The following is a 20,382-nucleotide window of genomic DNA, read 5'->3' on the forward strand; positions in this document are numbered from 1 at the left end:
CTGCCCGAGCGCCGCCCTGTGCGGTCTACCATCACCTCATGACCCGTGTACTGCTCGCCGAGGACGACGCTTCCATCTCGGAGCCGCTGGCCCGCGCCCTGCGACGGGAGGGTTACGAGGTCGAGGTCCGCGAAGACGGCCCGACCGCGCTGGACGCTGGACTCCAGGGCGGGATCGACCTGGTGGTCCTCGACCTGGGGCTGCCCGGAATGGACGGCCTCGAAGTCGCCCGCCGACTGCGCGCCGAGGGCCACGCCATCCCGATCCTGGTGCTGACCGCCCGCGCCGACGAGGTCGACACCGTCGTCGGACTGGACGCCGGCGCCGACGACTACGTGACCAAGCCGTTCCGGCTCGCCGAGCTGCTGGCGCGCGTACGGGCCCTGCTGCGGCGCGGCGCCGCGGACACCGGCCCCGCCCCCGCCACGCACGGCGTGCGGATCGACGTCGAGTCGCACCGCGCCTGGATGGGCGACGAGGAGCTCCAGCTCACCGCCAAGGAGTTCGACCTGCTGCGGGTGCTGGTCCGGGACGCCGGCCGGGTCGTCACCCGTGACCAGCTGATGCGCGAGGTCTGGGACACCACCTGGTGGTCCTCGACCAAGACCCTCGACATGCACATCTCCTGGCTGCGCAAGAAACTCGGTGACGACGCCGCCAACCCGCGCTACATCGCGACGGTACGGGGCGTCGGCTTCCGGTTCGAGAAGAGCTAGTGCCCCTCCCGGCAAGCTCTGCCCCGTCGCGCCGCCCAGCACGCACGCTCGCCGCGTTGGCCAAAATCCCAGGTAGCTCCGCTACCCGGACTTCCGGCCGCCCCGCGATCGCACGCGCCGGACGGCGCTCCCTTCGGGGGCGAACATTGCCGGTCACGGCACTGGTGCCGCCACCGGCGACGTCCGCACGGTCGTGGCTCCAGCGGCGTGACGACAGAGGCGGCCCGGTGACCGGGGCCGCGTCGCCGGTCCGGCCGCCGATCCATGGGGGGAGCGCACCGTGCGCCGTCGCCTGATCAGCTCCACGCTCGCCGTGGTGCTCATCGTCATCGCCGTGTTCGGGGTGTCGCTCGTCATCGTCGAGACCCGCACGATCAGCGCCAGTGCCCAGGAGAGCGTGGACTCCGAGGCGCTGCGCCTCGTCAGCATCGTCGACAGCCGACTGCTCGGCGGCGACCGCGTCAACGCCAAGGTGCTCTCCGAGCAGGTGGCGAAGAAGCGGTACGCCCGCATCCAGATCCCCGGCCGCGACACCGTCGAGATCGGCGAGCGCCCCACCGGCAGCGTCCTGCGCGGCCAGGCCAGGGGCGAGGAGGGCGAGACCGTCACGGTCGAGGAGACCCGCTCCTCCGTCACCCGCGAGGTCGGCCGCACCCTGCTGATCATCGGCGCGGTCGCGCTGCTCGCCGTGATCGCCGCCGCGCTGCTGGCCGTACGGCAGGCCAACCGGCTCGCCTCGCCGCTCACCGACCTCGCGGAGACCGCGGAGCGCCTCGGCTCCGGCGATCCGCGCCCCCGCCACCGGCGCTATGCCGTCCCCGAGCTGGACCGGGTCGCCGACGTGCTCGACTCCAGCGCCGAGCGGATCGCCCGGATGCTCACCGCCGAGCGGCGGCTCGCCGCGGACGCCTCGCATCAGCTGCGTACCCCGCTGACCGCGCTGTCCATGCGGCTGGAGGAGATCTCCGTGACCGACGACCTGGACACGGTGAAGGAAGAGGCGACGATCGCGCTGACGCAGGTGGAGCGGCTGACCGATGTGGTCGAACGGCTGCTCACCAACGCCCGCGACCCGCGTACCGGCTCCGCCGTCGCCTTCGACCTCGACGAGGTCGTCAAGCAGCAGATCGAGGAGTGGCGGCCCGCCTACCGCAGCGCCGGCCGCGCCATCGTCTGCTCGGGCCGGCCGGGGATGCGCGCCGTCGCGACCCCCGGCGCCGTCGCCCAGGTCCTCGCGGCGCTGATCGAGAACTCGCTGATGCACGGCGGCGGTACGGTCGCGCTGCGCACCCGGGTCACCGGGAACCAGGCCGTCATCGAGGTGACCGACGAGGGGCCCGGTGTACCGGCCGACCTCGGGGCACGGATCTTCGAGCGCACCATCAGCGGCCGCAACTCCACCGGCATCGGCCTCGCCGTGGCGCGCGACCTGGCGGAGGCGGACGGCGGACGGCTCGAACTGCTCCAGCAGCAGCCGCCGGTCTTCGCGCTGTTCCTCAGCCGGGAGGCCCGTACCCGCAAGTCGGCGGAGGACCCGCGGCCCCCGGTCCGCTGACCGGCGAGCGGCGAGGATCGGGCGTCAGCGCACCCGTACCGGCTCGGCCCGGTCCTCCCCGTCCGCAGCGGGCCGCGCCCGGAACACCCAGGTGCGGTACGACCAGAAGCGGAAGAGCGTCGCGATGCCGATGCCGATGAACTTGAAGACGTTGCTCTGGAGCGGGGAGTCCCAGCCGAACCCGTACGTCGCGGCGTACAGAATGCCGTTCTCGATCACCAGGCCGACCACGCTGAACAGCAGGAACAGCGTCAGCTCCTTGGTGCGCCCGCTCTTGTCGCGGTCCCGGTAGGTGAAGTAGCGGAAGCCCACGTAGTTGAAGGCGATCGCGACGACGGTGGCCAGGATGCTCGCCCGCACCACGGGCAGTGAGGTGGTGTGCCGTACGAGGTTGAAGACGAGGAGGTTGACCAGCAGCCCCGCGCCGCCCACCGCGCCGAACTTGACCGCCTCGCGCATGAGCCGGTCCAGTCGCACACGGAGTGCGCCGCTTTCGCTCATATGCCCGTTCAGCCCCAGTCCGTTCGGCGGTTCGCTCGATCCAGCAGTATCGAACCATGCTAACCAGCACCCTCCGCACCCGCCTGGGCGACCGTACGTCACGCTCGGTGGCGGTGGGTCGCGGCGGTACGGACGGTCGTCGGCGTAGCGCCCGCCGGGTCCGGATACCCTGGGTGCGTGACGTTTCCGGTAGTCGGCATGGTCGGCGGCGGTCAGCTCGCCCGTATGACCCACGAGGCGGGCATCCCCCTCGGCCTCAGATTCAAGCTCCTCAGCGACACCCCGCAGGACTCGGCGGCCCAGGTGGTGAACGATGTCGTCATCGGCGACTATCGCGACCTGGATACGCTGCGTGACTTCGCGCGGGGTTGCGATGTGATCACGTTCGACCATGAACATGTCCCGATCGAGCATTTGCGCGCGCTGGAGGCCGACGGCATCCCCGTCAGGCCCGGTCCCGACGCGCTCAGGCACGCCCAGGACAAGGGCGTGATGCGTGCCCGGCTCACCGAGCTGGGCGCCCCCTGCCCGCGCCACCGCCTGGTGACCGACCCCGCCGACGCCGCTGCCTTCGCCGCCGAGGTGGGCGGCTTCCCCGTCGTCCTCAAGACGGTGCGCGGCGGCTACGACGGCAAGGGAGTCTGGGTCGTACGGTCCGAGGCCGAGGCCGAGCCGCCCTTCCGGGCCGGGGTGCCCGTCCTGGCCGAGGAGAAGGTCGACTTCGTACGCGAGCTGGCGGCGAACATAGTCCGCTCGCCGCACGGCCAGGCCGTGGCCTATCCCGTGGTCGAGTCCCAGCAGGTCGACGGCGTCTGCGACACCGTCATCGCGCCTGCTCCCGGACTCTCCGAGGAGCTGTCCGGCGAGGCCCAGCGGCTCGCGCTGCGGATCGCGTCGGAACTCGGCGTCGTCGGGCACCTCGCGGTGGAACTCTTCGAGACCCGCGACGGACGCGTCCTCGTCAACGAACTGGCCATGCGCCCCCACAACTCCGGGCACTGGACCCAGGACGGCGCGATCACCTCCCAGTTCGCCAACCACGTACGGGCCGTACTCGACCTCCCCCTCGGCGACCCGCGCCCGCGCGCGCCCTGGACGGTCATGTGCAACGTCCTCGGCGGCGACTACCCCGACATGTACCCGGCCTATCTGCACTGCATGGCCAGGGACCCGAGGCTGAAGATCCACATGTACGGCAAGGACGTGAAGCCCGGCCGCAAGGTGGGCCACGTCAACACCTACGGCGACGACCTGGACGACGTGCTGGAGCGCGCCCGCCACGCCGCCGGCTATCTGCGAGGAACGATCACCGAATGATTCCCCCCCTGGTCGGCGTCGTCATGGGTTCGGACTCCGACTGGCCCGTCATGGAGGCCGCGGCGAAGGCCCTGCACGAGTTCGACATCCCGTACGAGGTCGATGTCGTCTCCGCCCACCGCATGCCGCGCGAGATGATCTCCTACGGCGAGCACGCGGCCGACCGCGGCCTCAAAGCGATCATCGCGGGCGCGGGCGGCGCGGCGCATCTGCCGGGCATGCTGGCCTCGGTGACACCGCTGCCGGTGATCGGTGTCCCCGTACCCCTGAAGTACCTGGACGGCATGGACTCCCTGCTCTCCATCGTGCAGATGCCGGCCGGCGTCCCGGTCGCCACGGTCTCGGTCGGCGGCGCGCGCAACGCGGGGCTGCTGGCCGCCCGTATCCTCGCGGCGCACGACCCCGAGCTGCGCGGCCGGATGCGGGAGTTCCAGCGCGATCTGAACGACCAGGCGTCGGAGAAGGGCAAGCGGCTGCGCGCCAAGGTCGAGGGCTCGGACCACTTCGGATTCGGCAAGTGACGCCGCCCGTGCCCGCCGCCGGTTTCCTCGACGAGGCCCGCGCCCTGCTCACCGACTTCCCGGTGGTCGACGGCCACAACGACCTGCCGTGGGCGCTGCGCGAGCACGTCCGCTACGACCTGGACCGGCTCGACATCGCCGACGACACCTCGGCGCAGCTCCACACCGACCTGCCGAGGCTGCGGCGCGGCGGGGTCGGCGGCCAGTTCTGGTCCGTGTACGTACGGTCCGACATGGCCGGGGACGACGCGGTCAGCGCGACGCTGGAGCAGATCGACGTCGTCGGCCGGCTCCTCGCCCGCTACCCCGACGACCTGGCCCGCGCCCTGACGGCGGACGACATGGAGGCGGCGCGCCGCCAGGGCCGGATCGCCTCGCTGATGGGCGCCGAGGGCGGCCACTCCATCAACAACTCCCTCGCCACCCTGCGCGCCCTCCACACCCTGGGCGTCCGCTACATGACGCTCACGCACAACGACAACCTGCGCTGGGCCGACTCGGCCACGGACCGGCCGGGCGTGGGCGGGCTCTCCGCCTTCGGCCGCGAGGTAGTCCGGGAGATGAACCGCGTCGGCATGCTGGTCGACCTCTCCCACGTCGCCGCCACCACCATGCGCGACGCGCTCGCCGTGACCGAGGCGCCGGTGCTCTTCTCCCACTCGTCGGCGCGCGCGGTCTGCGACCATCCGCGCAACATCCCGGACGACGTGCTGGAGCTGCTGCCCGCGAACGGCGGCGTCGCGATGGTCACCTTCGTACCGAAGTTCATCCTGCCCGAGGCGGTGGAATGGACCCGGCGGGCGGACGAGAACATGAGCGCCCACGGGCTGCACCACCTCGCCACCACCCCCGAGGCCATGAAGGTCCACGAAGCCTTCGAGGCGGCGCACCCGCGCCCGGTGGCCACGGTCTCGACGGTCGCCGACCACCTCGACCACATGCGCGAGACGGCGGGCGTCGACCACATCGGCATCGGCGGCGACTTCGACGGGACGCCGTTCACGCCGGAGGGCCTGGAGGACGTGGCGGGCTATCCGAACCTGATCGCGGAACTCCTGTCCCGGAAGTGGTCGGTGCAGGACATCTCGAAGCTGACGTGGCAGAACGCGGTACGGGTGCTGCGCGCGGCGGAGGACGTGTCGCGGTCGCTGAGGACCACGCGGGCGGCGTCGCAGGCGACGATCGAGTCGCTGGACGGCCCGGACGCCTGAGGGTCGGTGCCTTCGGGGGTACGGGCGCCATCCGCCCCCGTACCCCCGTACCCCCGAACGCACCGTCCGCCGCGACCTGCCGGGCCGGGCGTGTCACGGTGGCGGTACTGCCGTCGCCGACCCCGGAGCGCCCGTCATGGCAGATCTGCGAGACGATCCGTACGCCCCGTACGCCGCGACACCGGCGGCGGTCGGCACGGCCCCACCGACGCACGAGGCTCCGGCCGAGAGCGGCGGGGCCGTCGAGAGCACCGAGACAGTGGTGACGGCCGAGACCACTGAGACTCCTGAGGCCGCCGAGACGGCCGAGGTGGTCGGGACGGTCGAGGTGGTCGGGACAGCGGAACGCGTCCGTGTCCTCCTTGCCGCGCATCCCGTCCTCGACGGCCACAGCGGCCTCGCCCAACTGCTCCGGCACTCGCCCCCGCACGACCTCGAATTCGGCGAGAGCGCCCTCGACACCGACCTCCCCCGGCTGCGCGCGGGCGGCGTCGGCGCGCAGTTCTGGTCGCTGCGCGTCCCGGCGCACGAGGCCGGGCACCACCGCGCCATCAGCGCCACGCTGGAGCTGATCGACCGGGTGCGGGCCATGGTCGACGGCTGCCCCGAAGGGTTCAGACTCGCGCTCACCTCGGGGGACGTCACCGACGCCCGCAACTGCGGGCGCGTCGCCTCCCTGCTCGGGCCGGTCGCCGGGCACGCGCTCGGGGACTCGCTGAGCGTCCTGCGCGCCTACCACGCGCTGGGCGTGCGGGCCGTCACGCTCGCCGGAGCCCGCTGGGCGGACGAAGACGGGGCGCTGAGCCGGTTCGGCCAGGAGGCCGTACGGGAGATGAACCGCCTCGGGGTCGTGGTCGACCTCTCCGGCACCCGCGAGGACGCGATGCGCGGGGTGTTCACCGTGGCCAAGGCGCCGGTCCTGTTCTCCCACTCGGCCGCCCGCGCGCTCACCGACCACCCCGCCAACATCTCGGACGCCGGCCTGGCGCTCCTCGGCGCCAACCTGGGTGTCTGCATGGTGAGTTTCGCCCCGGACCAGATCGCCCGCGCGGGCCGCCCGCCGGACCTCCGGGACGTCGCCGACCACCTCGATCACGTACGCGAGGTGGCGGGCCCGCGGTGCGTGGGCCTCTCCGGCGGGTACGGCGCGATGGCGGACACCCCGCGCGCCCGGGGCCTCGAAGACGCCTCCCGCTACCCGCTGCTGCTCGCCGAACTGCTCGACCGGGGCTGGACGGACGCCGACATCGCCGGGCTGACCTGGGGGAACGCGGCCCGTGTCGTACGGGACACGGAGTTCGCGGCCCGCACCGCCCAGCAGCGGCGCGGACCGTCGACCGCGACGATCGAGGAACTGGACGGCGCTCAGGCGGCGCGGCAGAGACAGAACGGATGGCCGGCGGGGTCCGCGTAGACCCGGAAACTCCGCTCCCGGTCCGCCGCCTCCAGCACGGTCGCGCCGAGGGCCAGCACCTGCTTCTCCGCCGCGTCCAGGTCCGGGACGGTCAGATCCAGATGGAACTGCTGCGAGCCGTCGGCCGCCGGCCACGACGGGGGTACGAAGCCGGGCGCGGCCTGGAAGGCGAGCGGCGCCCCGGGGACGCCCGTCAGGTCGAACCACCGGTCGGCACCGTCGCTGTTGCCGACGACCTCGCCGCCCAGTACGTCGGCGTAGAAGCGGGCGAGGGCGGCGGGGTCGGGGCAGTCCAGGACGACGCTGTTGAGAGTGGCGAGGGCCATCGGAGTCTCCTCGGTTCGGCGGTTCGGCGGTTCGGCGGTTCGGGCAGCACTGGGAACGCAGTACGGGGCGAGCGGCACCGGGAACAAATCTGTTACCTGTGAATGGCTCCAACAGGTAACAGTGTGGGTTACCTGTTGACCGCGTGCAAGAGGTAACGCGCGGGGGGTAACGTCGCACCATGACGAACAGGCCCCCCGCCCCCGGAGGGCTCGCGCTGGTCCAGGCTCTGGTGAACACCTTCGACGTCGAGGACGGCACCGACACCCTCGGCACGGCGGAGGGCCGCGCCGCCCTCGGCCTCACGGAAGAGGATGTCCCCGCCGCCCGCGAACTCCGCGAGGCCCTGCGCGCCGCCTGCCTGGCGCACGCCGGCGCGATCCCGCGCGTGGCGGACCTTCCGCGCGCCGGGGAGCCGCCGGGCGCACGAGCGCCCGCGCGTCGGCGCTCGACCGCCGACCTCGACCGGCTGCTGGCCGGCGCCCCGCTGCGGGTCGCCATCGACGCGACCGGCGCCGCCACCCTCCGCCCCGCCACCGCGCCGGACGCGCTGACGTCCCGTATCACCTGCCGTATCGCGGAGGCGATAGCGGCCGGGGTCGCCGACGGCAGCTGGGAACGGCTCAAGGCGTGCGAGGCCGAGGACTGCCAGTGGGTCTTCTACGACCGCAGCCCGGCGGGCCGCAGCCGCTGGTGCTCGATGTCGGTCTGCGGCGCCCGCGCGAAGATGCGCGCGTACCGGGCGAGGCTGACCGAGAACGACTGAGGCGGGCGCGTCAGGCCGTACGCCCGCGGCCCTGCGGATCGGCCTGGGCCGTGACGGCGACGATGACCGCGGCGGCGGTGAAGAACAGGCCGGGAACGCCGAGCGCCCCGCGCACGTCGTTGCGCACCAGCTTGTCGTGGGTCTCCCGGTCCACCTCGGTCCAGCGCGGCTTCCCGGCGGCCCGCTCCTTGCTGAAGTAGACGCCGTCACGCTCGCCGCCCGACTGGACGGACTCGCCGCTCATCGCCCACAGCGCGGCGGCCACCAGCAACGCCCCGGTGACCGCCACGTACACCTGGAACGGGCGCGGCAGACACAGCCACGCCCCCACCTGGAGGGACTTGTCGACCGGACTGACGCCGGTCGTCGCCTTCACCAGCCAGACCCGGGCCATCGCCGTGAGCACGACGCCCGCGAGCACCACGATGCCGCCGAGTGCCCACGGCCCGCCGTCCCACGAGGCGGACACGGAGTAGGGGAACACCGTCCACACCACGCCGAGCACGCACACCGCGTTCCCGGCGAGGGCCAGCCCGATGTGCACCAGATAACTGACCTTCAGATCCCGCATCGCGGCCCGCCCCGTGCGCCCGTAGCCCCCCGTACCCCGCCGCCGCTCAGGCCCTCGGCCGCCCCATCGCCCGGTACGTCCAGCCCGCCGCGCGCCAGCGCTCCGGGTCCAGGGCGTTGCGGCCGTCGAGGATGAGCCGGCGGGACGCCGCCTCGCCGAGGGCCACCAGGTCCAGCTCGCGGAACTCGGACCACTCCGTCAGGTGCAGGACGACATCGGCGCCGCGCACCGCCTCCAGGGCCGAGTCCGCGTAGCCGAGGGTCGGGAAGAGGCGCTTGGCGTTGGCCATGCCCTTCGGGTCGTACACCGTGACCTGGCCGCCCTGGAGGTGTATCTGCCCGGCCACATTGAGCGCGGGGGAGTCCCGTACGTCGTCGGAGTCCGGCTTGAAGGTCGCGCCCAGCACCGCGACGCGCTTGCCGAGGAAGGACGAGTCGCCGCCCACGGCCTCGCGCGCCAGCTCCACCATGTGGCCCCGGCGGCGCATGTTGATCGAGTCGACCTCGCGCAGGAACGTCAGGGCCTGGTCCGCGCCCAGCTCGCCCGCGCGCGCCATGAACGCCCTGATGTCCTTGGGCAGGCAGCCGCCGCCGAAGCCGATCCCGGCGCGCAGGAACTTCTTGCCGATCCGCTCGTCGTGGCCGAGGGCCTCCGCCAGCTTCACCACATCGCCGCCGGCCGCCTCGCAGACCTCCGCCATCGCATTGATGAACGAGATCTTCGTCGCCAGGAAGGAGTTCGCCGACGTCTTGACCAGCTCGGCGGTCGGGAAGTCCGTCGACACGAAGGGCGAGCCCTCCGCGATCGGGGTCGCGTACACCTCGCGCAGCGTCCGCTCGGCGCGCTCCCCGCTCGCGCCGGCGCGCACGCCCACCACGAGCCGGTCCGGGTGCAGGGTGTCCTGTACGGCGAAGCCCTCGCGCAGGAACTCCGGGTTCCAGGCCAGCTCCACCTCGTCGCCCGCGGGCGCCAGCTCCGCGATGCGGGCGGCCAGCCGGTCCGCGCTGCCCACCGGCACGGTGGACTTGCCGACGACGAGCGCGGGCCGGCGCAGATGCCGGGCGAGGCTCTCCACGGCGGAGTCGACGTACGACATGTCGCAGGCGTACTCGCCGTGCTTCTGCGGGGTGTTCACGCAGACGAAGTGCACATCGCCGAACTCGGCGACCTCCGCCCAGTCCATCGTGAAGCGCAGCCGCCCGCTCGATCCCCCGATCCCGGCGACGTGCTTGTGCAGCAGCTCCTCCAGGCCCGGTTCGTACATCGGCACCCGGCCGGCCGACAGCATCTCGATCTTCTCGGGCACCACATCCAGACCGAGGACCTCGAAGCCCAGCTCGGCCATGGCCGCGGCGTGGGTGGCGCCGAGGTAGCCGGTGCCGATCACGGTGATCTTGAGGGCCATGTGGGTGCTCCAAGGGGGTACGGGCAGGGCTGACGCACAGGTGGGGCGAGTGCGCGCACTCGCGCCGCCGGGTGCGCGGCCCGAGCATATCCGCGCGTCAGGAGGGCGCCGCAGGGGCACTTCTCCGGGTAACCGGGTCCTGTCGGCAAACTCACCTATCCCGACGGCGCCCGGGCCCTCTAAAATTGGGTTACTTAACGGTAGTTAGCATCCCTGGGGAGTGAAAGACCGTGGCCGGATCGGCTGATTTCGACCTGTACCGCCCGTCCGAAGAGCACGACATGCTCCGCGAGACCGTACGCGCGCTCGCCGAGGCGAAGATCGCGCCGTTCGCGGCGGCCGTGGACGAAGAGGCCCGTTTCCCGCAGGAGGCCCTGGACGCGCTGGTCGCCTCCGACCTGCACGCCATCCACGTGCCCGAGGGGTACGGCGGCGCCGGCGCGGACGCGCTCGCCACCGTGATCGTCATCGAGGAGGTCGCGCGGGCCTGCGCCTCCTCCTCGCTGATCCCGGCCGTGAACAAGCTGGGCTCGCTGCCGGTGATCCTGGCCGGTGACGAGGACCTCAAGAAGAAGTACCTGGCGCCGCTGGCCAAGGGCGACGCGATGTTCTCGTACTGCCTCTCGGAGCCGGACGCGGGCTCCGACGCGGGCGGCATGAAGACCAGGGCGGTACGGGACGGCGACCACTACGTGCTCAACGGCGTGAAGCGCTGGATCACCAACGCGGGCGTCTCCGAGTACTACACGGTCATGGCGGTCACCGACCCCGACAAGCGCACCAAGGGCATCAGCGCCTTCGTGGTCGAGAAGTCGGACCCGGGCGTCTCCTTCGGGGCCCCGGAGAAGAAGCTCGGCATCAAGGGCTCCCCGACCCGCGAGGTCTACCTCGACAACGTCCGCATCCCCGCCGACCGGCTCATCGGCGCGGAGGGCACCGGCTTCGCCACCGCGATGAAGACCCTCGACCACACCCGCATCACCATCGCCGCCCAGGCCCTCGGCATCGCGCAGGGCGCGCTCGACTACGCGGCGGGATACGTCAAGGAGCGCAAGCAGTTCGGCAAGCCGATCGCGGACTTCCAGGGCGTTCAGTTCATGCTCGCCGACATGGCCATGAAGCTCGAAGCCGCCCGCCAGCTCACCTACTCCGCCGCCGCCCGCTCGGAGCGTGTCTCCGGCGGCAGCGCCAAGGAGGACCTCACCTTCTTCGGCGCGGCGGCCAAGTGCTTCGCCTCCGACGCGGCCATGGAGATCACCACGGACGCGGTCCAGCTGCTCGGCGGCTACGGGTACACGCGCGACTACCCGGTGGAGCGGATGATGCGCGACGCGAAGATCACCCAGATCTACGAGGGGACGAACCAGGTCCAGCGCATCGTCATGGCACGCAACCTGCCGTAGCGAAGCAGACGGGCATGTTATCCCAGGTGGGTGGGGTGCTTGGCTCGAAAGGAGAAGCCCCTCGCGACCTCCGCGAGGGGCTTCATTTCTTGGCATGTAGATCATTTGGGAGATTTTTGGGAGATCATTTCCGGATCCGTATTCTCGGGAGACGGAACGACTCCGTAGTCCTTCCGGCCGGGGACCGGGCGCAGGGAATCCTTCCACAGAGCCTGAAGCGAGTTCGAGATCCGCTTCTCCATCGTGAGCGTTGTATGCGAGTACGTCCCCTCTACGCCCGGCACAACTCGCTCTTGTGCGAAGCGAGCAGTTGCAGCAACAGCTCGGCCAGGAACGGCGGGATGATCAGCGAGCGGAAGGACTCGTACTTGGCGGGTACGAGCGTCGGCTTCCCCTCCACGTACTGGTAGTCCCGCGCGAGCGGGGGTGGTCCCAGGGGCAAGATCTTCGCGTCTTCCACCGCGTAGTGGTCCCCGCGCGTGCCCGCCAGCTCCGCCGCGCCCCTCCGTCCCAGCCTTCGGGCTCGGACGGGAGGGGCGCTTTCGTCATGTCCGATGCCGGTTCAGGAGCGCCGGGCGGCTCCGTCGGGCCAGATCACGTCCACGGGGACGCCGGTCGCGCGTGCTTCCGCGACGACGTCCGCTGTGCCCCCGCCCTTCCCTGTCGGGGGCTGGCCGTTCCAGACTGCTACGAGGCGGTCCGCGCGCTCAAGGAGGACGGCGTTCGCGGACTCGTACGCCTGCCGGTTCGCTGACTCGTGCGGCATGGTCAGCACTTCGGCGGCGGCCTCCACCAATTGGTCGAAGGCCGCCGCGTGATCAGGCTTGACCTTCGCTGCCCGGTAGTCCTGCGAGGGGATCACCACGACGAGGCGACCGCCGATGGCTGTCACCTCCTCCGCGAACAGCGCGTCAGCCCCGGCGGCGATACACGACACCCCGGTCAGATCCTCGCGGTACGGCTCCAGAAGCTGACGCAGTGCGGCCCGTACGAGCGGCACGCTCTCCTCGGTCAGGTCCATGTGCCCAGTCACGGCCAGCGTCGTCATGCGTCCACCCCTCAGCTCGACAGCAGATCGCGGATACTGTCCCGCGCGTCCCGGACCGTACGCGACGCGCTGTGCCCCACGGTGTACGGGTAGAGCTGACCCAGCTGCCCGCGGACCCGTCCAGACTGGGTGAGGCGTGCCGCGGCCACTGCCCTGTGTGTCTCCTCCGCACCACCCGCGACGTCGCCGACGAGGTAGCGGCATTCGGCGAGACCGATTCGGTCAAGTGCGTGCGAGCGCCCTGCCTCGGATCCTCGCGAGGAGAGCGCCCTGCGGATCTCGGCGGCAGCCCGGTCCGCGTGCTGTCGCGGATCCTGCCGCGCCAGGTCGAGGAGTCGGCCTCCGGTGACACCGGCCAGCTCGGCGTCGTCGAAGTACGCGATCCAGTAGGGCTCGTCCTCGCCTGGTCCTGCGGTGGCGAGCGCCTCGGCTGCCCGCGCGGTCGCACGCTGGAATCCGGCGGTGCGGCCCTGGGCTGCGTATGCCCACGCCTCGCGGGTGTGCAGCATGGCCCGGACTCGGGGGCCGATGACGTCACGGGCGCCCTCTTGCGCCAGCTGGATGAGCTGGAGCGCGTCGTCGGGGCGGTCCCGGTAAAGCATCTGCCTGGCCATTCCCGCCAAGACGTTGGCACCGAACACCTTGTCGCCCCCGGCATGCGCCGACCGCAGAGCGAGCCGGTAGTACTCCTGCGCGCGTCGGTGCAGGCCCGAGTCCCAGGCCATCGTCGCGGCCGTCCCGGCGAGCTGCGCCATGATGCGGTAGAGGCGGGTCTCGATGGCGGGCGCCTGGTGGTCGTCGAGGGCGCCGGCGATCTCGCTGAGCTGACCGAGCACCGCCTTCCGGCGAAGCCCTCCTCCGTACTGGTGGTCCCACTGCCGGAACGCCTTGGCGGTGGTCTTCAGCTCGTCTATCTCGCGCATCCCGAGTCGGCCCCGGCGGGCCGGCCCGGGCAGTGCGGCGGCGGGCTGCAGCCACCCTTCCAGCGAGTCGAGCAGTGCGGTGCCGGTCACTGCGGCTCCGGCGAGCGCGCGCGTGACTGCGCGTCGGTCCATCACGAGATCGCTCCTGGTCAAGTCTGTGGCCAGGTCCACCGTGGCATCGGACCGCCACGGAATCTCATCGGGGTCGATCCGCCCGTCCGGCGGCGCTGGCAGGGTCTGTTGAATCGGCTGCTGGTGTTCCCAGGGGCGCGGCGCGAGGCCGAGGAGATGCCCAGGGATTCGAAGTCCGTCAGCGATCCGGCACATCACGTCGAAGCTGGTGACGCGCTGGCTACCGCTGATGATCGTGCTCACCTTGCCGGGGGTGAGCTGGCAGGCCGACGCGATCCGGTTCTGGGACAAGCCACCCCACTTTTTGACCAGGGCGAATACCGCAGCGAAGTCGTGCTCGATCAGTGCTGCCCGCAGGTCTTCTCGGTCGAGGACTTCAGGAGCGAGCGGGCCGGGGGCGGTGGCGTCCATGAGGGCCGACTTCCAGGGCGATCCTACGCACGCGAGCGCGCCTTACTGGAGCGCCAACGAGTGTATTACCGCCTCGGTAACCCCCGCTGGTCATCCCGCCATCAGCAGATGACCCCGACGCTTACTTCCATGACCCAGTCGGCTGATGAGAGGGGCACGGGATGCCCGCCAGAGTGAACGCGGAGACAGCCATCGCCCAGTGGCTCGCGTCTTCCATCCGGGACCCCGAGTCCGCACACCGCGACTGGGCTGACGGGCGGCCCACCATCCTCGCCCTCGGTACCCACTTCGACGTGGTCAAGGCTCCGAGCCGCCTCGTGCACGCGGCGGCCGCCGCCCCCGAGCGGGAGGCCGTGGCCGTGGCCTTGGCTCAACTCGGCGGCCCCGTCATTTGGGCACCGCCCATCTGGTACATGATCCTCGTCCCTGCCGGAACAGCCGAGGGGTGGGTCTCCCCTTACGCCTCCGCACTCAGCCACGGCACCTACCTCACGGTGCCCCGGCTCGACCGTACGGGTCCCGCCGGCATCCACTGGGCTGTCCCGCCCATACACGCATATACCCTCTGTGACCCTGCCGCCGTCGCCGAGTTGTTGCACCTCGGCCACCAACGCCAGGGCGTCGTCCGGTGACCGCGCGCAGCGAGACACCGGCCCCGGCGTCGACCGGAACGATCCGGACTGTCCTCGCTGAAGCAGCCGGCCTCGTCCAGCTGCGGGCCGGCGAATCCGAACTCGCCACCGCCGCCGCTGCCCTGCGGCAGCACATCGAGGCGATGCTCCCCGTCGCCGAGGCGCACGCGGACACTCTGTGGCACGGCGGTGGGGAGTGGTACCGACTCCGGTCCACGCTGGACGGCATCAGGCGCGAGATCGCATCCGCGCCGCCCCTGACGCCGCGGTCCGGCCACGTCCGCGTAGAGCTACTCCGTCGGTGGTGCGCATGGCTGCTGGACCACTACGGTCCGGACGCGACGCGGGAGGAGCGGCTGATGCCGGCCGCCGTCGTGGACACCGGCGAGGGCTCCTCGCAGACCAGGGGCAGCGCATGAAGCGAACGGCACGGCGCGCCGCCGCCGAGATCGCCTGGGGGTTCGGGGTGATGGCGTGCTGTGCCGTGATCGCGCTGCGGCTGGTCCTCGCTGTCCGTACGCGATGACGAATGAGGACGACGGCCAGAAGCGCGTGATGGTGGCGCTGATCAGCATGGGCCTGACGCTGATCGCGTGTGGAGCGGCTATCGCCGCTCTGGTCATCGCGCTCACGGTCCGAGCCGTCTGAAGAAAAACACACCATGCTCCCGCTGCGGGGCTCCCTCCCAGGGACCCCGCAGCACCACCCATGGCGACCGAACTGGGGCACGGGCCGCCCCCCTGCTTCGGTTGGGCGGTCCACTCAACCGAGTGAAAGGAGGGCAGAACCACACACAAGCCGCACGGTGTGGCGTAAGACTCGGCGCCTCATCCGAGAGAGGACGACATGGCGCTCATCTGCCCCCACTGCAAGGAGCCCGAGGCGATCTCCTACGTGGAGAACGAGGACGGCAAGACCTTGTACCCCTGTCTCTTCTGCAATTTGGTGCCGAGCCCGGGTCCCACGAATCGCATCTCCAAGGTGTCCGCACAGTGCGCTACCGCGAGCTGCCGTGGAGAGGTTCAAGACCAGTACTGGTACGGACCCCGCGGAAGGCTGATCAATGCACGGCGCGAGGCGTGCGCTGGCTGCGGCTCATCCAAGACAGGAGTTCAAAATGCCTCAAGTGGCAGAAAACATCAGCTGCCCAACACCTGGCTGTGACGGGTCACGGGCTGACATCTACGAGACCGACGACAAGGGCAGGAAGATGGCCAAGGTCGGAAGCCAGCCCTGCGGCAAGTGCGGACGCTGACCTCCGACACAGCGACTGGTACGCCCCCTACCGTCCCGGCCGGTCCGCGTCCCCAGCTACCGGCAGGGGCCTCCTTCGACGATCAGGTCGGACAGCGGGACACCGACGGCGCGTGCGATGCGGAGCAGCATCCCGAGGCTCGGATCGGAGAGCGCGTACTCGATGCGGTGGATCGTCTTGTGGTCGAGGCCGACCAGCTCGCCGAGCTGTATCTGACTGAGGTTCGCAGCGTGCCGCGCATCTCGAAGAGCGGCGCCGATCTCCCTGCGGCGGGTGATCTCCCAGGCGGGCGTGTCAGTCGGCACCCGCCAACGCTGTGATGATCTTGCCTGAGAGTCTTTACCTGGGCAGGGAACTGGGGCTATGTCGCGTCGGACGCTTGTTTCGGCGGGTCAGGCGGCGACGCGTCTCTCGCGCTTCGAAGATCACCCAGATCTACGAGGGGACGAACCAGGTCCAGCGCATCGTCATGGCACGCAACCTGCCGTAGCCACCGAGGAGCCCCGGCCGACGGCAGGAGCTCCTTCGCCGCTTCGACTACGCGACGGGGCGCGCCAGTTCGGGCGCGGCACGATTCGGGGAGCACGTCACCAGCGCCAGGGACAGGTACGAGGGGCGTTCGAGGTAGAAGCCGAGGGACACGTCGCCGCCCTGTTCCAGCCGCTCGGCGGCGGAGCCGACCAGGAGAGCCAGGTGGGCCGTGTCCCGTTGTGCCCCGGAATCGAAGCGGGGCGCGTGCTCGGCCAGCCGTTCCGCGAGCCAGACGGCCGCCGCCCCCGGATCCCGCCACGTACCCCGGACCAGCTTCCTCGGCTTGACCAGCCAGTACGCCGTTTCGAGCGGCGGCAGATCCACCACGGGGAACTCCGCCTTCACCTCCCGGTGCCGTTGGACCAACTCCGGCTTGCCGTCGGCCGGAGGCGGGTCTGGGTGCGGGGGCCGCCGCAGGGCCTCCTCGTCGAACCGCTGCTTGGGGCCGGTCCACAGATAGCCGTGATGGTGCACTGGTCGTTCCCCTTCGGGGAGGCTGCGGCGGGGTCCGGCCGATCCCTGTCCGCCGCAGGGGACGGAGACCGGCCGGTGGCAGGGGAGGTCAGGCGGACAGACCGAACCGGGCCGGGTCGATTCCGGCCGCGTTCAGCTCGGCCGTGGTGAAGCGCAGCGGCTCCTTCTCGGGCCGCTTGCTGTCCCCCAGAGCCCACCCGTCCGGGCCGATCCGCGCGAGAGTCGCGCACGACTCCCCGTCGGGGTGCGTGTTGCCGCCGCACGCCTTCATGGACTCGGCGCCGGTGATGTCCAGCGTGTACAGGTCATGGTGAAACGCCTTCCTGGTCGTCCGACAGCCCAGGCGGGGCTGTGAGGCAACTCCTGTGTGATGGGGCGTGAACGGTCGGCCAATTTCCGGCCGGTTGCCACAGGAGAATCATCGACCTGTCAGGACGGGAACTTCAGTAATATGCGCGTTGTCGGGTAGACGATCATGAGCGGTATTCGCTGATCCATGAGGACAGTAATTCCCTGGCCTCTTCTTCGAAGGAGGCGTAACCCTCGTACACGGCGAACTCATTCAGATACGCGGAAACATCGCGATGATCCCGGAACAGCATTGCACCGGTAGAGGTTTCCAGTGTCGCTATACGAGCGTCGTAGACCGTGAACGTGTTGAGGGGAGCAATGGGCATATGGCCGCCGAGCGGGATCACTCCCAGGCGGACATTCGGCAGGCGGCCGACCGAGGTCAAGTGGTCGATCTGCATGGCCATGGCCGAGCCCTGAAGGTAGGGCCATCTGACGGCTTGCTCAGTCAGGATGAACGTGAACCGCTTGCTCGTATCGTGAAGAACTTCCTGGCGCTCCAACTTCTTCGCAATGGCCTTGCTGTGGTCTCCGGGGATCCCTGCCAGGCTGGCCCTCACGTATTCGGGCGTAGCCAGCAGGCCTGTCACCATGGAGAGCAGGAAGTATCGGAACTCGGTTGACGACCGTTCGAACCCGGCCAGTTCGTTCTGTTTCTTCTCCAGGCCCGTACGGCGCTGCGACCACACGTCTTGCCATTGCGTGTTGGCCGTTCGGGCGAGGGAAGTTATTCGGGCCGCAAGAGCGGGCGATGCGTCCAGTGCGCTAAGAATCAGTTCAACATCGACAAGGCTGGGCGTGATCTTTCCACCCTCGATGTTGCTGATTTTGGTCTGAGATGTTGACGCACCGAGCGAGCCAGACCTGTGTACGGCCGGCTCGCCTGCGTAGCGTCCGCAATGTCTCCGCTAGATCAGCCTTCGACTGGCCCAGCTCTCCTGGCTCAAACGTCGTCAAGGCCCTTCACGTACTCCTCGAAGGGCACCGATTCGACCAGGGCGATGCGCTGGTACTCGATGTACGGGATCGCATCTCCCTCGTACACTTCGCGGCTGATCTGCGTTCCGTCGGGCTCGTAATGCATGAGCACGACTTGCGCCTTGTCGAACATCCAGAAATCTTGGACGCCGGCCAGCGGATTGGGGCGATCAGTGACGTCCATGATTCGGATTTCTTCACCGGCCCATACGTGCGGGCGGTAATACATGAACTCGTACCGGAGGTAGTCCGAGAGTGGCCGGGTGACAATGTGTACGCGGCCCTTGGTCCTTCCCTCTCTGCGGACTCGTTTCAGATCTTCGGTGTAGTCGTTCGAGTGCGTGCGAGGGTCGATGCGCTCCCCGGACTGGAAGGCTCGGATCTCTTCCGCTTCCTGCGGGACGTTGTAGGCAGGCAGCGTCTCAAGACGCCATGCTTCCGATCGGAAGTCGCGGAATTTGGCCTGCCACGCCTCACCATCCAAGAGCACGGAAAGCCTCCCTCAGAACGTGCTCGGGGATCTCCACCAGTGCCTCACCCTCCGGGGGTGCGAAGGCGCTGGATACGTTGCCCTGGACGACGATGGAGCCGCTGGCGGTCCGGTACAGGTTGGGGCAGTCGTTCTGGTTGCACTCGCCGTTCCCGTTGCCGGTTAAGCGGGTCAGTTCCTCGCGCGCCATGGTGAACCCCCTGGTCCGTGAGCCCGTTGTGGGCTGTTGACCAAGACGGTACGGAGTCCGAATCGGGCCGTCCACGCGGGAGCGCCAATATGCGCGTTGTCGGGTAGACGATCAAGGAGAACCACAGAGGAGGCCCCTGAGCCGGGCCGAAGCGGGTGGTGCCGCCCTTCCCGCCCGGACGTCTGGCGGCGGGTGTGATTCAAGAGGACCATCGACAGCAGGGCGCTGCCCGGGGGAGGCACGGACGGCGGGCGCTCCTCGGGTCCGCCCGCGCTACCGCTCTCCGGGGCGACCCGAGCTTTCGAGGAGAGCGGACGGGAGAGTGCCATGACCGCCCCAGCGGACTTCAACGCACGCACCATCGAGGAGTTCCGGGCCAACCACGGACAGGTCGGCGGCGGTTTCGCCGGAGCGCCGCTGCTCCTGCTGCACACCGTCGGCGCCCGCTCCGGTCTGCCGCGTCTCAATCCGATGATGTACATGGCTGATCAGGGCCGCTATCTGGTCTTCGCCTCCAAGGCGGGGTCCGACCACAATCCGGACTGGTATCACAACCTGCTCGCCCACCCCGGCGCGCGGATCGAGGTCGGCGACGAGACCCGGACCGTACGGGCCGTCGAGCTGCACGGCGCGGAGCGTGACACCGCTTTCGCGGAGCAGGCGCGGCGCTATCCCGGGTTCGCGGGCTACCAGAGCAAGACCGAACGCGTCATCCCCGTCGTCGCGCTCGTCCCCGCGGGCGAGGACGGCGTGCCCGACGGCCGGCCCGGACGGACACCGTCGTGACCATGCCGTATCTGGCGCAGCCCGATCAGCAGCAGAAGCTCGAATGGCTGGACGGCGGGCAGTTCGCCGTGCTGCTGGACAGCGCGGCCACCGACGGACAGCTGACCGTCGGACGGTTCACCGTCAGCAAGGGCGAGGCGCCGCCCTACCACGTGCACACCCGTGAGGACGAGGTCTTCATGCTGCTGACGGGCAGCGCGCTGCTGTGGTGCGACGACCGGGAGATGGCGCTGTCGGAGGGCGGCATCGTCTATCTGCCGAAGAACGTCCCGCACGGGTACCGGATCACCTCCGACACCGCCGACCTGCTGATGATGTGCACCCCGGCCGGTATCGAGGGCATGTTCCGCCACGCGGGCCGCGACAAGGCGACGCCGCGTCCCGAGGGCTTCGAGGTCTCGATGGACCGCATGGCGGAGGCCGCCGACATGTACGGCCAGATCATCGTCGGCCCGCCCCGCTGACAGGCTCTCCGAC

25 protein-coding genes and 2 pseudogenes are annotated in these 20,382 nt (G+C 70.2%); 14 read left to right on the top strand and 13 right to left on the bottom strand.

Features of this window, described 5'->3' with window-relative positions; genetic code table 11:
- Positions 1 to 38 precede the first annotated feature (38 nt).
- Together OG627_RS21705 and OG627_RS21710 are read left to right on the top strand one after the other, a co-directional pair.
- A complete protein-coding gene (locus OG627_RS21705; RefSeq protein WP_114623002.1) occupies positions 39 to 716 on the top strand; it encodes a response regulator transcription factor in 678 nt (225 codons plus the stop codon).
- Between the two features lie 280 nt (positions 717 to 996).
- Positions 997 to 2,271 carry an ATP-binding protein gene (locus tag OG627_RS21710; protein ID WP_329067554.1) on the top strand — a complete coding sequence of 425 codons (1,275 nt, stop codon included), beginning with the start codon at positions 997 to 999 and terminating at the stop codon, positions 2,269 to 2,271.
- A gap of 24 nt (positions 2,272 to 2,295) precedes the next feature.
- Here the strand turns inward: OG627_RS21710 and OG627_RS21715 are convergent, their stop codons facing one another.
- Positions 2,296 to 2,772 carry a GtrA family protein gene (locus OG627_RS21715; protein WP_329067556.1) on the bottom strand — a complete coding sequence of 159 codons (477 nt, stop codon included), beginning with the start codon at positions 2,770 to 2,772 and terminating at the stop codon, positions 2,296 to 2,298.
- Between the two features lie 177 nt (positions 2,773 to 2,949).
- On the opposite strand from OG627_RS21715, the gene OG627_RS21720 reads away from it, so the two are divergent.
- The 4 genes from OG627_RS21720 to OG627_RS21735 all read left to right on the top strand — a co-directional run bounded on the left by OG627_RS21720 (position 2,950) and on the right by OG627_RS21735 (position 7,235).
- Complete coding sequence (locus OG627_RS21720; protein WP_329067558.1) at positions 2,950 to 4,089, top strand: 5-(carboxyamino)imidazole ribonucleotide synthase; 1,140 nt, start codon at positions 2,950 to 2,952, stop codon at positions 4,087 to 4,089.
- Positions 4,086 to 4,610, top strand: a complete 525-nt coding sequence (gene purE / locus OG627_RS21725; protein WP_329067561.1) for a 5-(carboxyamino)imidazole ribonucleotide mutase — start codon at positions 4,086 to 4,088, stop codon at positions 4,608 to 4,610. The genes OG627_RS21720 and purE overlap by 4 nt, the downstream gene beginning before the upstream one ends.
- The gene (locus OG627_RS21730; protein ID WP_329067563.1) at positions 4,607 to 5,821 is read left to right on the top strand and encodes a dipeptidase; all 1,215 of its coding nucleotides are present in this window, start codon (positions 4,607 to 4,609) and stop codon (positions 5,819 to 5,821) included. The genes purE and OG627_RS21730 overlap by 4 nt, the downstream gene beginning before the upstream one ends.
- 136 nt (positions 5,822 to 5,957) lie before the next feature.
- Positions 5,958 to 7,235: a dipeptidase gene (locus OG627_RS21735; protein ID WP_329067565.1), complete on the top strand. Its 1,278-nt coding sequence runs from the start codon at positions 5,958 to 5,960 to the stop codon at positions 7,233 to 7,235.
- On the opposite strand, the gene OG627_RS21740 is transcribed toward OG627_RS21735, so the two are convergent.
- Positions 7,187 to 7,561 carry a VOC family protein gene (locus tag OG627_RS21740; protein ID WP_329067567.1) on the bottom strand — a complete coding sequence of 125 codons (375 nt, stop codon included), beginning with the start codon at positions 7,559 to 7,561 and terminating at the stop codon, positions 7,187 to 7,189. The genes OG627_RS21735 and OG627_RS21740 overlap by 49 nt on opposite strands.
- Positions 7,562 to 7,740: 179 nt before the next feature.
- Between OG627_RS21740 and OG627_RS21745 the strand changes: the two genes are divergently transcribed.
- Positions 7,741 to 8,325, top strand: coding sequence for a CGNR zinc finger domain-containing protein (locus OG627_RS21745; RefSeq protein WP_329067569.1), 585 nt, complete (start codon positions 7,741 to 7,743; stop codon positions 8,323 to 8,325).
- A gap of 10 nt (positions 8,326 to 8,335) precedes the next feature.
- On the opposite strand, the gene OG627_RS21750 is transcribed toward OG627_RS21745, so the two are convergent.
- Together OG627_RS21750 and OG627_RS21755 are read right to left on the bottom strand one after the other, a co-directional pair.
- Positions 8,336 to 8,896 (bottom strand): hypothetical protein, encoded by a 561-nt coding sequence (locus OG627_RS21750; RefSeq protein ID WP_329067571.1) that lies wholly within the window; start codon positions 8,894 to 8,896, stop codon positions 8,336 to 8,338.
- Between the two features lie 46 nt (positions 8,897 to 8,942).
- Positions 8,943 to 10,301 (bottom strand): UDP-glucose dehydrogenase family protein, encoded by a 1,359-nt coding sequence (locus OG627_RS21755; RefSeq protein WP_329067573.1) that lies wholly within the window; start codon positions 10,299 to 10,301, stop codon positions 8,943 to 8,945.
- 230 nt (positions 10,302 to 10,531) lie between these two features.
- Here OG627_RS21755 and OG627_RS21760 point away from each other — a divergent pair, with 230 nt between their 5' ends.
- Positions 10,532 to 11,704 (top strand): acyl-CoA dehydrogenase, encoded by a 1,173-nt coding sequence (locus tag OG627_RS21760; protein ID WP_329067575.1) that lies wholly within the window; start codon positions 10,532 to 10,534, stop codon positions 11,702 to 11,704.
- A gap of 271 nt (positions 11,705 to 11,975) precedes the next feature.
- On the opposite strand, the gene OG627_RS21765 is transcribed toward OG627_RS21760, so the two are convergent.
- The 3 genes from OG627_RS21765 to OG627_RS21775 all read right to left on the bottom strand — a co-directional run bounded on the left by OG627_RS21765 (position 11,976) and on the right by OG627_RS21775 (position 14,218).
- Positions 11,976 to 12,146 (bottom strand): hypothetical protein, encoded by a 171-nt coding sequence (locus OG627_RS21765; RefSeq protein WP_329067577.1) that lies wholly within the window; start codon positions 12,144 to 12,146, stop codon positions 11,976 to 11,978.
- Between the two features lie 120 nt (positions 12,147 to 12,266).
- Complete coding sequence (locus OG627_RS21770; protein WP_329067579.1) at positions 12,267 to 12,752, bottom strand: hypothetical protein; 486 nt, start codon at positions 12,750 to 12,752, stop codon at positions 12,267 to 12,269.
- An 11-nt stretch (positions 12,753 to 12,763) separates the two neighbouring features.
- Positions 12,764 to 14,218 (bottom strand): helix-turn-helix domain-containing protein, encoded by a 1,455-nt coding sequence (locus OG627_RS21775; RefSeq protein ID WP_329067581.1) that lies wholly within the window; start codon positions 14,216 to 14,218, stop codon positions 12,764 to 12,766.
- 161 nt (positions 14,219 to 14,379) lie between these two features.
- Here OG627_RS21775 and OG627_RS21780 point away from each other — a divergent pair, with 161 nt between their 5' ends.
- From OG627_RS21780 to OG627_RS21790, 3 genes are all read left to right on the top strand, one after another.
- Positions 14,380 to 14,850: a hypothetical protein gene (locus OG627_RS21780; RefSeq protein WP_329067584.1), complete on the top strand. Its 471-nt coding sequence runs from the start codon at positions 14,380 to 14,382 to the stop codon at positions 14,848 to 14,850.
- Positions 14,847 to 15,269: a DUF6415 family natural product biosynthesis protein gene (locus tag OG627_RS21785; RefSeq protein ID WP_329067586.1), complete on the top strand. Its 423-nt coding sequence runs from the start codon at positions 14,847 to 14,849 to the stop codon at positions 15,267 to 15,269. Before OG627_RS21780 ends, OG627_RS21785 begins: the two co-directional genes overlap by 4 nt.
- A 103-nt stretch (positions 15,270 to 15,372) precedes the next feature.
- Positions 15,373 to 15,498: a hypothetical protein gene (locus tag OG627_RS21790; protein WP_329067588.1), complete on the top strand. Its 126-nt coding sequence runs from the start codon at positions 15,373 to 15,375 to the stop codon at positions 15,496 to 15,498.
- 663 nt (positions 15,499 to 16,161) lie between these two features.
- On the opposite strand, the gene OG627_RS21795 is transcribed toward OG627_RS21790, so the two are convergent.
- Positions 16,162 to 16,410: a helix-turn-helix transcriptional regulator gene (locus tag OG627_RS21795; RefSeq protein ID WP_329067590.1), complete on the bottom strand. Its 249-nt coding sequence runs from the start codon at positions 16,408 to 16,410 to the stop codon at positions 16,162 to 16,164.
- 98 nt (positions 16,411 to 16,508) lie between these two features.
- Between OG627_RS21795 and OG627_RS21800 the strand changes: the two are divergent.
- A pseudogene (locus tag OG627_RS21800) lies at positions 16,509 to 16,595 on the top strand (acyl-CoA dehydrogenase family protein); the annotation flags it as partial.
- A gap of 47 nt (positions 16,596 to 16,642) precedes the next feature.
- Here OG627_RS21800 and OG627_RS21805 read toward each other — a convergent pair.
- From OG627_RS21805 to OG627_RS21825, 5 genes and pseudogenes are all read right to left on the bottom strand, one after another.
- Complete coding sequence (locus OG627_RS21805; protein ID WP_329067592.1) at positions 16,643 to 17,110, bottom strand: hypothetical protein; 468 nt, start codon at positions 17,108 to 17,110, stop codon at positions 16,643 to 16,645.
- A gap of 88 nt (positions 17,111 to 17,198) precedes the next feature.
- Positions 17,199 to 17,381 (bottom strand): DUF397 domain-containing protein, encoded by a 183-nt coding sequence (locus OG627_RS21810; protein ID WP_329067594.1) that lies wholly within the window; start codon positions 17,379 to 17,381, stop codon positions 17,199 to 17,201.
- A 202-nt stretch (positions 17,382 to 17,583) separates the two neighbouring features.
- A pseudogene (locus OG627_RS21815) lies at positions 17,584 to 18,418 on the bottom strand (helix-turn-helix domain-containing protein).
- Positions 18,405 to 18,929 (bottom strand): DUF6879 family protein, encoded by a 525-nt coding sequence (locus OG627_RS21820; protein WP_329067596.1) that lies wholly within the window; start codon positions 18,927 to 18,929, stop codon positions 18,405 to 18,407. The pseudogene OG627_RS21815 and the gene OG627_RS21820 overlap by 14 nt, the downstream one beginning before the upstream one ends.
- Complete coding sequence (locus tag OG627_RS21825; protein ID WP_329067598.1) at positions 18,913 to 19,119, bottom strand: hypothetical protein; 207 nt, start codon at positions 19,117 to 19,119, stop codon at positions 18,913 to 18,915. Before OG627_RS21825 ends, OG627_RS21820 begins: the two co-directional genes overlap by 17 nt.
- 327 nt (positions 19,120 to 19,446) lie before the next feature.
- Between OG627_RS21825 and OG627_RS21830 the strand changes: the two genes are divergently transcribed.
- Positions 19,447 to 19,905 (top strand): nitroreductase family deazaflavin-dependent oxidoreductase, encoded by a 459-nt coding sequence (locus tag OG627_RS21830; RefSeq protein ID WP_329067600.1) that lies wholly within the window; start codon positions 19,447 to 19,449, stop codon positions 19,903 to 19,905.
- A gap of 2 nt (positions 19,906 to 19,907) precedes the next feature.
- Positions 19,908 to 20,369: a cupin domain-containing protein gene (locus tag OG627_RS21835; RefSeq protein WP_329067602.1), complete on the top strand. Its 462-nt coding sequence runs from the start codon at positions 19,908 to 19,910 to the stop codon at positions 20,367 to 20,369.
- Positions 20,370 to 20,382 lie beyond the last annotated feature (13 nt).

It is taken from the genome of Streptomyces sp. NBC_01429 (genome assembly GCF_036231945.1).
GTDB lineage: Bacteria > Actinomycetota > Actinomycetes > Streptomycetales > Streptomycetaceae > Streptomyces.